This window comes from Flavobacterium sp. (genome assembly GCF_004211145.1).
GTDB lineage: Bacteria > Bacteroidota > Bacteroidia > Flavobacteriales > Flavobacteriaceae > Flavobacterium.
Map to the genome: position 1 here is coordinate 17,761 of NZ_SEBS01000006.1, position 13,878 is coordinate 31,638.

At 45.7% G+C, this 13,878-nt stretch carries 14 protein-coding genes; 4 read left to right on the forward strand and 10 right to left on the reverse strand.

The window, feature by feature from the left end; all coding sequences use genetic code 11:
- Positions 1-20 precede the first annotated feature (20 nt).
- Positions 21-1,334, forward strand: a complete 1,314-nt coding sequence (murA, locus tag EOO50_RS04015) for a UDP-N-acetylglucosamine 1-carboxyvinyltransferase (protein WP_290838140.1) — start codon at positions 21-23, stop codon at positions 1,332-1,334.
- 333 nt (positions 1,335-1,667) lie between these two features.
- On the opposite strand, the gene EOO50_RS04020 is transcribed toward murA, so the two are convergent.
- The 9 genes from EOO50_RS04020 to EOO50_RS04060 form a co-directional block, all read right to left on the reverse strand.
- Positions 1,668-1,916, reverse strand: coding sequence for a c-type cytochrome (locus EOO50_RS04020; protein ID WP_290838141.1), 249 nt, complete (start codon positions 1,914-1,916; stop codon positions 1,668-1,670).
- A gap of 198 nt (positions 1,917-2,114) precedes the next feature.
- Positions 2,115-2,543, reverse strand: coding sequence for an ankyrin repeat domain-containing protein (locus tag EOO50_RS04025; RefSeq protein WP_290838142.1), 429 nt, complete (start codon positions 2,541-2,543; stop codon positions 2,115-2,117).
- 40 nt (positions 2,544-2,583) lie between these two features.
- Positions 2,584-2,967, reverse strand: a complete 384-nt coding sequence (locus EOO50_RS04030; protein WP_290838143.1) for a VOC family protein — start codon at positions 2,965-2,967, stop codon at positions 2,584-2,586.
- Positions 2,968-3,027: 60 nt separating this feature from the next.
- Positions 3,028-3,600: a hypothetical protein gene (locus EOO50_RS04035; protein WP_290838144.1), complete on the reverse strand. Its 573-nt coding sequence runs from the start codon at positions 3,598-3,600 to the stop codon at positions 3,028-3,030.
- Positions 3,601-3,604: 4 nt separating this feature from the next.
- Positions 3,605-3,964: a hypothetical protein gene (locus EOO50_RS04040; protein WP_290838145.1), complete on the reverse strand. Its 360-nt coding sequence runs from the start codon at positions 3,962-3,964 to the stop codon at positions 3,605-3,607.
- A gap of 1,064 nt (positions 3,965-5,028) precedes the next feature.
- Entirely contained in the window at positions 5,029-5,436 is a 408-nt protein-coding gene (locus tag EOO50_RS04045; protein ID WP_290838146.1) for a lipocalin family protein, read from the reverse strand.
- Positions 5,437-5,451: 15 nt separating this feature from the next.
- The gene (locus EOO50_RS04050; RefSeq protein ID WP_290838147.1) at positions 5,452-7,923 is read right to left on the reverse strand and encodes a DUF5686 and carboxypeptidase regulatory-like domain-containing protein; all 2,472 of its coding nucleotides are present in this window, start codon (positions 7,921-7,923) and stop codon (positions 5,452-5,454) included.
- 81 nt (positions 7,924-8,004) lie between these two features.
- A complete protein-coding gene (gene aroQ, locus EOO50_RS04055; RefSeq protein ID WP_290838148.1) occupies positions 8,005-8,421 on the reverse strand; it encodes a type II 3-dehydroquinate dehydratase in 417 nt (138 codons plus the stop codon).
- Between the two features lie 343 nt (positions 8,422-8,764).
- On the reverse strand, positions 8,765-9,322 hold the full coding sequence (locus EOO50_RS04060) for a porin family protein (protein ID WP_290838149.1): 558 nt from the start codon (positions 9,320-9,322) through the stop codon (positions 8,765-8,767).
- A 488-nt stretch (positions 9,323-9,810) separates the two neighbouring features.
- On the opposite strand from EOO50_RS04060, the gene EOO50_RS04065 reads away from it, so the two are divergent.
- Positions 9,811-10,350 carry a porin family protein gene (locus EOO50_RS04065; protein ID WP_290838151.1) on the forward strand — a complete coding sequence of 180 codons (540 nt, stop codon included), beginning with the start codon at positions 9,811-9,813 and terminating at the stop codon, positions 10,348-10,350.
- 70 nt (positions 10,351-10,420) lie between these two features.
- On the opposite strand, the gene EOO50_RS04070 is transcribed toward EOO50_RS04065, so the two are convergent.
- The gene (locus EOO50_RS04070; RefSeq protein WP_290838152.1) at positions 10,421-11,026 is read right to left on the reverse strand and encodes a porin family protein; all 606 of its coding nucleotides are present in this window, start codon (positions 11,024-11,026) and stop codon (positions 10,421-10,423) included.
- A gap of 256 nt (positions 11,027-11,282) precedes the next feature.
- On the opposite strand from EOO50_RS04070, the gene xerD reads away from it, so the two are divergent.
- Both xerD and EOO50_RS04080 read left to right on the forward strand, forming a co-directional pair.
- Positions 11,283-12,203 (forward strand): site-specific tyrosine recombinase XerD, encoded by a 921-nt coding sequence (gene xerD / locus EOO50_RS04075; RefSeq protein WP_290838153.1) that lies wholly within the window; start codon positions 11,283-11,285, stop codon positions 12,201-12,203.
- Between the two features lie 280 nt (positions 12,204-12,483).
- Complete coding sequence (locus EOO50_RS04080; protein ID WP_290838155.1) at positions 12,484-13,743, forward strand: serine hydrolase; 1,260 nt, start codon at positions 12,484-12,486, stop codon at positions 13,741-13,743.
- Positions 13,744-13,878 lie beyond the last annotated feature (135 nt).

Consider the following 13,878-nt stretch of genomic DNA (forward strand, 5'->3'; position numbering starts at 1 on the left):
ACATCTCATAACTATCAAAAATGGGCGTTTTTAAAATCGAAGGCGGCATCCGCTTAAAAGGAGACGTAACTCCACAAGGAGCGAAGAACGAAGCGTTGCAAATCCTTTGCGCGGTACTGCTCACTCCTGAAAAAGTAACCATCAACAACATTCCCGACATCATCGACGTGAACAAACTCGTCACGTTGCTTGGAAATCTCGGCGTAAAAATCACGCACAACGGCAAAGGTTCGATCACGTTCCAGGCCGATGAGGTCAACGTCGGCTATCTCGAAACCGACGCGTTCCGCAAAGAAGGCGGATCGTTGCGTGGTTCGATCATGATCGTCGGGCCGCTTTTGGCGCGCTTCGGGAAAGGTTATATCCCGAAACCCGGCGGAGACAAGATCGGGCGTCGCCGATTGGACACGCACTTTGAAGGTTTCATCAACCTCGGAGCGAAATTCCGTTACAACCGCGAAGACCATTTTTACGGCGTAGAAAAGCCCGAAGAAGGTTTGAAAGGAGCCGATATGTTGCTCGACGAAGCGTCGGTAACCGGAACAGCGAACATCGTCATGGCGGCCGTTCTCGCGAAAGGAATCACGACGGTTTACAACGCGGCCTGCGAACCGTATCTGCAGCAATTGTGCAAGATGTTGAACTCGATGGGCGCAAAGATCACGGGCGTCGGTTCGAACTTGCTCACGATTGAAGGCGTCGAAGCTCTCGGCGGATGCGAGCACCGAATCCTGCCTGACATGGTCGAGATCGGTTCGTGGATCGGATTGGCCGCGATGACAAGATCTGAAATCACGATTAAAAACGTGAGTTGGGAAAATCTGGGCGTCATCCCATCGGTTTTCCGCAAACTCGGCATCACTTTGGAAAAACGCGGAGACGATATTTTTATCCCGACGCACGAATCATACGAAGTCAAAACCGACATCGACGGCTCGATCTTAACGGTCGCCGATGCGCCTTGGCCAGGTTTTACGCCCGATTTGCTAAGCATCATCTTGGTAACAGCAACCCAGGCAAAAGGCGACGTCCTGATCCACCAAAAAATGTTCGAGAGCCGTTTGTTTTTCGTGGACAAACTCATTGACATGGGCGCGAAAATCATTTTGTGCGATCCGCACCGCGCGGTCGTCATCGGACACGATTTCAAATCGACGCTGAAAGCCACGACGATGTCTTCGCCTGACATTCGCGCAGGGATTTCATTACTGATCGCCGCCCTTTCAGCAAAAGGAACGAGCGTGATCCAAAACATCGAGCAGATCGACCGCGGATATGAAAGCATTGACGATCGTTTGAGAGCGTTGGGTGCTAAGATTGAGAGGATCGAGTAAAAGGTTAGACGAAAGACTAATGACGAAAGACTAAGGTCGAAAGTCGAAAGTGATGTCTAACGACGAAAGACTAATGACAAAGGACTACAAATGAATAGAAAATCCGGAGGTTTTGGCTTCCGGATTTTTTTTTGGCAGCAATTCCCGCTGTCCGCTATTATCTTTTTAGGTCGCGGCGGTTTTTGTAAGCCAATCCGCAGGGCTTCCGTTGGTCGCCCGCGCATCGGCACAAAAACGAGCCGCGACCCCAAAAAGGATAACCGCTCCCATCGGGGCTGCGGTTCGCGTCTTGGAGAACTTCCCGATTTAATTCACATTCATCGCAAATGGAAATCAGTTAGAAATCGGTTTCGTGTATTGGTAAATATTCCGGATTTCCAACGTGTTCAATTCACTCGCCAGATATCGGTGATACTCGACTCCCAATTCCTTGAATCTGATCGTATCGAATTCGCGCTTTTCAACTTTCATCCAATTGGAATAAACGGTTGAGTCGACCCCGCGCAGAGCCGTGCCGGTCGCGCGGGCTGAAAGTTTATGGCAGGCGGCGCAGTAGTTGTTGAAAATTTGTCTGCCTTTCATCGCCGATTCGGATCTTACATGATTTTTCGGAATGTCGTACGGTGTTGGAATTCGGCAGACAGATTCGGTGGGAATGCTTTTGTCGTAGAGGATTTTTGCGAATATTGCCAGTGATAGGAATAGAAAACATCCGGAGAAGAAAATTACTTTACGCGATGATGTTTTAAATTCCATGTGAATTATTTGCGGTTTCGTTTGTCATCGCGCGCTATCCCGCAATTTCCGTATCAAAGTTTCGTCACCTATCGTTTCGGCAAATTTTATCGGGGAATTGCCCGCGTTGTTTACCGAATTTGGATCGGCATTAAATGACAAAAGCAGATCGACGAGTTCATATCGACCTTTCGAATTGAATACGGCGATCCACAATGGCGTGTTTCCGAATTTATTTTTATCGTCAACATGAATATTTCGCTCCAACAATCGGGTTGCCAATTTCAGGTTATGATATTCGCAGGCGAGATGGAGAAGGTTGAAACCCTTTTGGAACTTTTTGTTTACATCGTTCAGCTTTTCGACCTCTGAAAAAAAAGTGTCGCTATGGATATCATTCGCAAACAAGCTGAGTTCATCGGTCTCGTTCAACCAAGAGCTTTTGTTTTTACTGAATAGATTGAGTAGTTTCATACTACCGATTTATGTGAGGAACAGATCGGCAATGGCAACCTCAGATCTGCGTACTCACCGACCAATAATTTCCCGCGAAATCCAAAAACGAACCGCGCTTGTCAGGATCGCCGTTTTTGTTCTCGGGCTTTTCTATGGGTTGGCAGCCGTTGTCGATTGCTTTTTTGTAAACGGCGTCGACGTCCGAAACATAGACATGCAGCATCGTCGCATCGGCAGGATAATCTTCGGTGGCGTCGGAAATCATGAGAACGGAGTCGTCGACGCGCACTTCCATGTGCATCACAGAACCGTCTTCGCGGTTGTATTTGCGCAGTTCCTCGGTATCGAAAATCGTTTTTAGAAGGTCGGCGAGACGTTGCGCGCCATCGACGATAAGGTACGGCGAAACGGAGTTGTAATTTTTGGGTTTGAAGTCGGGCATGATATCGGTTTTACCCAAAGATATTCAAAATGCAAATGTCAAGCAATCAGGAACGATCGGTTATTTGAGTTTGTCCAGTGTGATCTTAAAACCGTGCAGGTGTTTTGTCGTGTCGCCGACCTCGCCAAGATATCGGCTGCCGTCGTAAGCTTTTTTGAAGATCAATTCGGTTTTTGCATGTTTGGGAACCGAGTCTTTGAAATGCAGGAAAATCGTGTCGTTCGCCCGTGAATACGTGCCGAAACGCGTGTCGTTCGTGAGGAAAGAACCTGGGCCGTACTCGAACGTTTTGTCGGCGCGCATCAAAATCCAAACCGCCGTAACCGTATGTTCGCAATAGCCGGCAAAGACAGGCGGGCTTTTCATTTTTTCGACGACATATTCAATCGGTTCGAATACCGCGAAAATGATTACGAACACTGCGGCGGCCGTCGGATAAATGAAACGCGCTTCCTTATGGAAAACCAATCGGATTGCGCCGAACAATGCAAAACAACAAAGCAGGAAGCCAAAAAATACGGCCAGTAAGAAAATGAATACGGCCTCAAAACCGTCAATGAAAATCGCAAAATATTTGCAACCGATGAGCAGGATCGAAAACGCAATTACGTATATCCAGGTTCGGCGCAGCATGAAATTACTTCAGGTCAGAATACAAGACTTTTTGGTCGACTTCAATTAATTTTATCGCCTTCGTGTCGGTTCCCAATGGAGCGAGCAGCGTCCAACGGTCGGCGTAATGGATTGTTACTTTTTTCCCGACGATATGTTGCGTAAGGCTTTCAAGCGTGAATTGGTTTTCGAGTCCGCGGTTTATATAGTAGGAGATTTCGTGTTCCTCAAGTTTTACGATCGCGTCCTTAACGCCGCCTTCGCTCACCGAACTTACGATGCCTTCAACGACGACATTCTTTTTGCACGGCGCATTAAGTCGGCCAAACGCCAAAATTCCAAACACGACAAACGCGGGAATAATAAAGTAAAGTGCTTTTTTCATTTCGTGGTATTTAATGAATTGCAACGACAAAAGTAATCTGTTAGTATTAGTATTGCAGATTTTTCGATGAAAGTCAGAAATAGTCGATGAAGCGTTGGGAAAAATGGTAAAGTGTTGAAGGAAGTGCGCGAGTGCTGAGGTAAGTGTAAAGTGCGGAAGTGCTAAAGTGCTGAAGTGCTGATGTTCGTTCGTTTTAAGAATATTGACGTTTTCTTCTTCACATTCTAATTTGTCGGAAGTCAAAAATAAATAAACAGACAACAACAAATCAAACTTGATGTCTCCGTGTCTTCGTGCCTTCGTGTTAGCCAGCGCAGCGCCATCAAATCAACGAGAATCATTGTAATCCGCGTAAGTTCGACTAACCACCAATGTAGGTACTTGAGTGCTGAGTTGCTCAAGTTGGATTCGGGAATGTTGATATTTAAACCGCCGTAGATTGACACAACTGAAGTCAAAAAAAAATAAACGAACAATTACAAATCAAACTTCGTGTCTCCGTGTCTTCGTGCCTTCGTGTCAGCCAGCGCAGCGCCATCAAATCAACGAGAATCATTGTATTCCGCGTAAGTTCGACTAACCACCAATGTAGGTGCTTGAGTGCTGAGGTGCTGAAGTTGGATTCGGGAATGTTGACATTTAAACCGCCGTAGATTGACACAACTGAAGTCAAAAAAAATAAACAAACAATTACAAATCAAACTTCGTGTCTCCGTGCCTTCGTGCCTTCGTGTTAGCCAGCGCAGCGCCATCAAATTAAAGATCCGGAAATGCATCGCCGAGAATCGTGTTGCCGTAAGGCCTAATAAACCCTAAAGTGCTAAAGTTCGTTTTAAGAATATTGACGTTTTCTTCTTCACATTCTAATTTGTCGGAAGTCAAAAAAAAAATAAACAAACAACAACAAATCAAACTTCGTGTCTCCGTGTCTTCGTGCCTTCGTGTCAGCCAGCGCAGCGCCATCAAATTAAAGATCCGGAAATGCATCGCCGATCAATTGAATATAAACAAACAGTTAAAAATAAAACTTCGTGTCTTCATATCAACCAGCGCAGCGCCATCAATCAACGATCCGGAAACGCATCAACGAGAATCATAGTATTGCGCGTAAGTTCCACAATTTCAAACGATTTTTTATCGACAAGAATAGGAATCGTCGTCGAAAGCCCGTTCCCTTTCCGGTCGATCTCGAATTTTCCAAGTCGGTTTTTCCAAGGTGTGTCGTTGCCGCCTTTGGCATTGTACGGTTTCATGACTTTTGAAACAGTTCCGTCAGCTTTGAACGCGATTTCAGTGCCGTCGAGTTTTATCGCTTTTGGAATTTTTCGCAAATATAACGTGTCGTTGGTCGGGCTGGATTTCGTAAGCGTCCAGGTTCCGACGAGCGCATTTCGCGTCAATACCGGATCGCGTTGGGCGTTTGCTGACAAAACGGTAAAGATGGCGACGGTTAGATAGAAGAATTGCTTCATGATGTTACGATTTTGCTATTCGAGGATGTTCAGGAATTTGAGCCCAAAAATCACGCCATCGCCGATATAACCGTGTTGGTACGACCGGAAATAATCGATGCGCATGAGTCGGAACTTCCCGATTCCCAAATTATCCATCCCGATTGAAAACTCGTGATACGGATTGCGGTCGGGCACACAAAGGTTGTGGTAACCCAGGACCAGCGTCGTTCGCAGTTTGTTCAGTAGCGGAATTTTGTTCATGATATAACCTTTGTCGTTGTGTTCGGCGTGGATTTCCAGATAACTGTCGTTCGTGCTCGCCGAATAATACGGAAGCAAATTGAACCCGTACAAATAGCGGTCGTTCTTGCCGATATGAGTTTGGTTTCCGATGAAGTGCTTGTAGTCGACGAACGAAATATTCTCGGCATTGAAGAATTTCCCCGTTTTGATGATCGTCTCGAAACTACCTTTATTTCCGAGCGTTCGTTCATAGCGCAACATCGCATTAATGTGGTCAAATTCGTATCGCTTTTCGCTGCCGCCGAAACCTTTTTCCCAACCCAAATTGATCGTCGGATACAAATCATTGCCGACGTTGAACTTTCCGTTAGGTCGCGTCCAATATTCCTGGGCGAACACGATGCGCGCGTTCAATGAAGTCTTGACCAGATTGTGTTTCTCGATCGCGGGCGTCACGTAGTCGAAAGGCGCGAGCGGATTGTTCGACGTGTACGGATCTTCATTCGCAATGAGCACGTAATCGGTGTTGTTCCAAAGCGGTTTGCGCTCGGAATAATCGATCGCCGCCGTCATGAAAATCCCGTTCACGACTTCCTGCGCATACGAGACGTTCGCGAAATTGCGCTCGTATAATTTCATGTAATTGTTCTTGAACAGCAACGTGCTGAACGTGTTTACGAACGCGCCGATCGGATTCGCGGGGTTGAACTGGGCCGCGGCGCTTCCGCCCGAAAGCCGGATCGTGGCCTTGTTCGTATTGTTGAATTGATGTCCGAAATTCACCGTCGTACGGAATTTTTCCTCGGCCAAACCGTACGTGAAATTTATTCCCGCCGATGTGAACGTGCGTTTTTCCTCGCGGTTCTTGAGCCAATTGAAGCCCGTCTTGAACGTGTAACCCTGAACCGTGTTGAAACTGAAACCCTTGAGCAAGCCTTCGTAGTTGAGTTGCCATTCGCGGAACGAATTCTTTAACGTGTAACCCGTGAGCGGACTCATAATCCCGAATTTGTTCGACTTCGTATCGATCGAATCCATATAGGTTTTCGATTTCTTCTTGGTTTGCAGGATGTCTTTCTTGATGTAGTCGTTGGTTTCCTCGATCGACAACGGAACCGGTCGGATCTCGTTCCAGAACGCGTCGTCTTTTTTGTTCGCGCCTTCGGCAACGGTCAGGACTTCCCGCGTGAACGTTTTCTTTTCGAATTTCTCTTCGAATACGAAGTTGTTGAATACATACGTGAATCGCCCGTCGATGTTGATGCCCAAAAGTCCGGCCTTCAAATCGAGCGTTTGTGACGTTTTCGCCCACAGGTTGTTCGTGCTGTTGAATGTAAAATTCTGTTTTATCGTGAGCAGGTTGATCGCCGGGTTCTGCATGCTCGGTCCCGTTATCGCGATGTCGCATGCGTAGACCGCGAAACTGTCGTCGACGATGTAAATGTAACCTTCGACTACGGGTTCGTTCTTTCGTTTGGGCGTGACCTTGATCTTGTTGATCAGGCGATTTACGTCGTCCACGAATGTCGCCTCGAGCTTGAATTTATAGTATCCGAACGCCTCGTCTGAAATCGGGGAAACGATATTAATGTACAACGGAAGATTGTTGTCGTAAATGTCAAAATTCGCCGACGCCGCGTTGTTGAAGCTGAAACCGTTGTCGTTGCCGCTGACTTTTGAGGCGACGATGACTTCCTTGAGTTTATCGGGTTTTTGGTACGTGACTTTCGAAACGGTTTCCGACAAATACAAAATGCCGCTTCGGGTCGAGTCGAGTACTTCGTCGAACATGTCGAGTTTTTGTCCGAGAACGGCTTTGGGCGCGTCTTTTATTCGGAAAATCCCGCGTGAATAAAAGTCGGCGGTGTAGCGATTGGTCTTTTCGGAATTGGCTTTCTTATTTTTTATCGCCGCGCGGATGATGCGATCGGCGGGATTGTCTTTTGGGTTGATCACGACTTCCTGCAGATCGAAACTCTCTTCGGGCATGGAAACGTCCAATTGGTAAGGAAATGTCTCGATCGTGATTTCGCGTCTTTGGGTCTTGAACCCGAGGAACTGGAACAGGATCGTGTATTTTCCGGGTTGACGGATGTTCAGCTCGTATTTTCCCTGATCGTTCGAAGTCGTGCTGTTGTAGGTGTTTTCGACATAGATGTTAACGAGCGGCATCGTTACGCCTTTGTCGTCAGAGACTGTGCCGCGGATTTGTGAAAACATCGGAACGCTGGCAATCAGCAGCAACATGAAGAAGTGTTTCATGAATTTAATTTGGAAATTGGGTAATTTGAAAATTTGGAAATGTCGATGCTGCCGACGTTTCCGGTTTCGCAAAAATTGGAATTATGACAAAAAAGCCGAAATCGCGAGGTCGTAACTTTTGAGTCCGAAGCCTAAAATCACGCCTTTTGCATTCGATGAAATATACGATTGGTGTCGGAATTCCTCTCGCGCAAACGTATTGGAGATATGCACTTCGATCACGTCGGTCGAAACGGCTTTGACGGCGTCTCCGATCCCGATCGAAGTATGCGTATAAGCCGCCGCATTCAGCACAATTCCGTCATAACTAAAGCCTGTTTCCTGTATTTTCCCGATGATTTCGCCTTCGATGTTACTTTGGAAATACTCGAGTTCGACCGCGGGAAATTTTGATTTAAGCGTCTCGAAATAATCGCCGAACGTCTGGCTTCCGTAGATTTCGGGTTCGCGCTTTCCGAGCAGGTTGAGGTTCGGACCGTTTATGATGATGATCTTCATGCTTGATTTTTAGTAAAAATAGGGATTTCCGATGATTTTGGGATATTTCGAGTTTCGAGTTTAGGGTTTAGGGTTTCGAGTTTAGAGTTGGCATTCGGTATTATAAAAAAAATCGCGTTGAGAATTCGCGATGACGAGTGAAAGGCTAAATATTCAATTAAATAAATTAATGCACTACTAATGACGAGTCCAATCAAAAAGCTAAACTCGAAACAAAAAACCTTTAAAACTAATAATACCGAGCCGAACGCTAAACGCTAAACCCGAAACAAAAAAGGGTCTAAAATTCAAGACGACGCATGTCAATCCCAAACTCTAAACCCTAAACAAAATTATCGTGATCCTAGAATAAATATCCAAGCGAGACCTGGAATACCGCATTTTTGACTTCGGCGTCTTTCGAAGCTTCAGTAAGTCCGATGGAGTAGCGGCCTGAAATGAACAAACCTTCAGTGATGAAAGCCGTCACGCCTCCCGCAACCGCGAAGTCGAACGATTCAGTGTCGGCATCTCCGGCGACTTCATCGAATACGAGGTCGGCGTCATCGACTAGGAATGAGAATTGTGGTCCGGCATCGATACTCAGCCTGTCGGTTACCACGTAGAAACGCGCCATGACCGGAACCGAGATGTAGTCGAGATTGAAATCCCCTACGCCTTCGACATCCGCACCTTGCGATGAATACAGTACTTCCGGTTGGAGTGCGAAATTTTCGAATATCTTGAGCTGGACGACGGCGCCCGCGTGGAAGCTCGTGCGTGCTTTGTAGTCTATTCCGTCGACGCCACCGTTGAAGTTGGCGAAGTTCGGTCCTGCCTTAACCCCGAATCTCAGGAACTGTGCTTGTGAAGTGATGGTTCCCGCGATCAGCAGTAGCGCCACCAAAAGTTGTTTTTTCATAATCAGGTTCTTTAGTTTGTCGTAAAATTAGTAATCCACGCGGTCGATGGCTTTATACAGATTCGGCGAAATCTTGCATTTTAAGCCATCCGCCCGTTATTGACACAAAAATATTTTTCGTGTTTATAAGATTGTTTATAACTGCGGGTTGTGGCATCTCTTGCACGCTTGACAACTCGGTAACTTTATTGGAACGCACTGTAATGGTGAAAGTTGTTTTGGAACGGCATAAATTTTCCAAAAATATAAAGTTTCTAATTATCAGTTAATTAAATATTCATGTTTAATGCCGGCTCGAAGTTGGCGAAACGATAAGTTGTAGTAGTTTGAGTTTGAAATTTGGAAAAGCCTTTCGTAAATGAAGGGCTTTTTAATTTCTCGGAGTATTGATGACGTGTTCATAAAATTGTTGACAAGTGAAATTTTAACTAAAATATCGGTGTTAAAGCCTGTCTAATTTTGTACTACTAACGTTTAAACAAAATAAAATGAAGAAACTGATTTTTTGCGCATGCGCGATGTTTGCTTTCGGATTTGCCAACGCACAATCTGAAACGGTCAAGTTCGGTGTGAAAGCTGGTTTTGTACACACAAATCTTGTTGCTGACGATCTTGATGGTGCCGATGATTTCGATTATGACAGTAAAATAGGCGGTTACATTGGCGGTTTGGTCGATCTTCCGATATCGGGAAACTTCCATTTGCAACCCGAATTACTTTTCGTGGCTGAAGGAGCTGATCAGGTAAGCCTTATCTACGCGCGGATCCCGGTGCTTGCGAAATATTACATCATCCAGAATTTGGCGCTTCAGGCAGGACCGACGTTCGGTATTTTGTTGGATGCTGAAGACAACGCCGACGATTACCTCAAAAGAGGCGATGTCGCACTGACAGGCGGCGCGACTTACGAATTTGACTTCGGTTTGTTCGTTGATGCACGTTTCAACGCCGGTTTGTTAAATATCAGCGACGTAGGAGGAGAAATTAGGACCGCGAGCTTCATGGTAGGCGCGGGTTATCGTTTTTAATAGATTGGGTTAAATGCAAAAAGCCTTTCCAAACGGAAAGGCTTTTTTTGTTCTAATGTGTTTATTTTGCTTAGAATTTGTAACCGATACCGATTTGGAAAACCGCATTGCGGATGTCAGTATCCTTTACGACGTCAGTGAATCCGTAGTTGTAACGTCCGTAGGCGAACAATCCCATTTCTGTTTGGAACGTTGCACCGGCGGCAACTCCGAAGTCGAAATCTTCAGCCTCGTCCTGTTCGTCGCTTTCCTCTCCGTCAATTTCGATTTTCTCGTTTACTTTGAAACTGAACTGTGGACCGGCTTCCAAACTGAATCCTTTGAAAAGGTAAACTTTCGCCAACACCGGCACGTTGATGTAGTCTAGTTTGTACGTCGCTTCATCAGCTCCCAGAAGTACTGGATTTTTTACGTCAAAACCTTGTCCGGAATACAAGACCTCCGCTTGTAGCGAGAAAATGTCTGCCAACGGTAATTCACCAACCAAACCTACGTGGAAGTTCGTTCTGGATTCTGTGTCTCCGATGTCGTCTCCGCTAACGTTCGAGAAGTTAACACCACCTTTTACACCAAGGCTAGCCGTTCGGTCAGTTGTGTTGTCGGCCTCGTTCTGCGCATAGATAGCTGTAGCGCCGAACATCATTATTCCTGTTACTAAAAATTTCAATGATTTCATGATTGTCATGTTTAATGGGTTATTTGATGCCAAAATTAGAATCTCAACCAACCCGACTGCCTTAAAGAATTCTTAATTCACAGTTCTTTAACACAGTAAAAATTTGATTTTTATGTGAATTTTGCAACAAATAGAATTTAAGTGTAATGATAATTTATCAATATGGTAATTCTATAAACATTTACTGATAAAGTGATAATTGGAGAAATTCTCTTGCAGTCGTTTTTTCGTCCCAAATGATTTCGTTTATTTACATATGGAAAGTTGGAAAAGCTTCATCAAGAGTTATCAGACGTATTTGCGCATCGAACGTGGATTGTCGGCCAATTCCATTGCGAATTACACGTTCGACATCAATAGGCTTTGTTCGTATCTCGATGAAAATGCGATTTCCGTTTCTCCGATAAAAATCACCGAGGAAACCGTGCAACAGTTCATTTACGCCGTTTCCAAGGAAGTCAATCCGAGATCACAAGCGCGCATTATTTCCGGTTTGAAGAGTTTTTTCGGCTATCTGATCTTCGAGGATTATCGGAATACGAACCCGATGGAACTACTCGAAACGCCCAAAATCGCACGCAAACTTCCCGATACGTTATCGCTTCCCGACATCGACAGGCTCATCTCGGCCATCGATCTAAGCAAAACCGACGTGGCGAGCGGATTGAAAATAGGTGAACGCGACCGCACGATGCTTGAAACGCTTTATGGTTGCGGGCTTCGCGTATCGGAACTCGTCACCTTGAAAATGTCGGATCTCTTTTTCGACGAAGGTTTCGTGCGCGTCACGGGTAAGGGAAACAAGCAGCGTTTCGTGCCCATCGGCGACGTGACGCGCAAGTACATCGAAATCTATTTGGCAACCGTCAGGAATCAGCTCACGATCCAGAAAGGCCACGAGGACACGATTTTCCTGAACCGACGCGGGAAAGGATTGACGCGCGCGATGGTTTTTACTATAATAAAGGAGTTGGCCGAAAAAATTGAACTCGGAAAATCAATAAGCCCGCACACGTTCCGACATTCATTTGCGACACATTTGCTTGAAAACGGAGCCGATTTGCGTTCGATCCAACTCATGCTCGGGCACGAATCGATTACGACGACCGAGATTTACGTGCATTTGGATCGGAAGCACTTGACGCAGGTGATGAATAAGTTTCATCCGAGAAAGTAAGTGTCAAAAAGTCGAAAGTAAAAAGTCAAAAGTCAAACGTAGAAAGTCGAAAAGGCTTGGAGTCGGATGACGAACGAATTTATTTTCGGGACCTTTGCACAAGAACGCCGAATCGAAATCCTGACTTCTGCGACCATATATTAACGATTCGTAGCCCTTAAGACATCAAAACTTTATGACTTTACGATTAAATTATATTATGAAATACCTGATTGTACTTTTTCTGATACCAGTTTTCTGCTTTTCACAAAATCCCAACGTACGAAAACTGTCAGAATATATGGACAAGCAATTCGAAATAAACGATTTCAGCGGGACGGTGATCGTGATGAAAAAGGATTCGGTGTTGCTCAGAAAGGCCTACGGTTTAGCCAATCGTGAATTCGAGGTGAAAAATTCGGTCGAAACGAAGTTCGTCCTGGCGTCGGTCACCAAATATTTTACGGCGATCGCAATCATGCAGTTGGTCGAACAGCAAAAACTGTCGGTTGATGATAAACTGTCGAAATACTTCCCGGCTTATCCGAACGGGGAAAAGGTCACGATCCACATGCTGCTCACGCACACGGCCGGATTGCCGCTCGATTTCGACGATCTGTATATGAATTCGACGACGATTTCCAAGGATTCGGCCAATGTGATCCTGATGCGAAAACCGTATCTGTTCGAGCCTGGAACGGCGTGTAAATACAGCAATGTCGGATATTTTTTGCTCGGACAGATAATCGAGAAGGCGTCAGGGAAATCCTATGCTGATTTCTTGAAGCAGCACATTTTCGACAAGGCCCGAATGACCGGATCGGGAATCTGCAACAACGACTCCATCGTCAGGATGAAGGCCGATATCTATTACAAGGAAAATGGTAAATACGCGAAAAACCCATACCTGAACTGGAACTTGAATGTCGGTCATGACGGAGCATATTCGACTGTCGACGACTTGTATAAACTCGATCGCGCGATGTATGGCAACTCGATTTTGTCAAGCGAATCGCGCGCGAAAATGGAAACCAAATACAATTCGAGATTTCCTGACGGCGGATTTTTCGATTCGTACGGCTACGGAATCATCATTGATCCATACTACAATCACGGGCATTCGTTGCGCACGCATAGCGGCGGTTTCATCGGCGTGATGACCACGTTTGACCGATATCCGGACGACGATTTGTTCATTGCGGTTTTGTCGAACAATGGGTCTGAATCGCATATGGTCAGTTACGCGTTGTCGGCGATCGTGTTCGGTATCCCTGTTGAAATGCCGTACATTCATAAAGCGATAGAAATTGCTCCGACGAAACTCACAGCGTTCGCGGGCGAATATCAAAACGTGAAGATAATCGCGTCCGATGATAAGTTGTTTTTGAACACACTTGATGACGAATTTGTTCCCGAATCACAAACCAAGTTTTTCCGAAAGGGCAATCCCGATCGCACGTTTGAATTTTTGATGGATAGGAAAGGAAAAGTCACGTCGGTGCTTGTCGGTAAAGGCGGCGTGAAGGAAAAGAAATCCCGGTTGACGAAACTTAAAAGGTAACGCGCGATTTTGGGCGCCACTTTTTAACGCTGATCTGCAACGTTAAGATCAAGCGGTAGTATTTGAAAAAATTGAAAGCTAGATTTTCCACTTTAAATATCCGTGGACATCCGTGTACCCGTGGCCAATATTTTT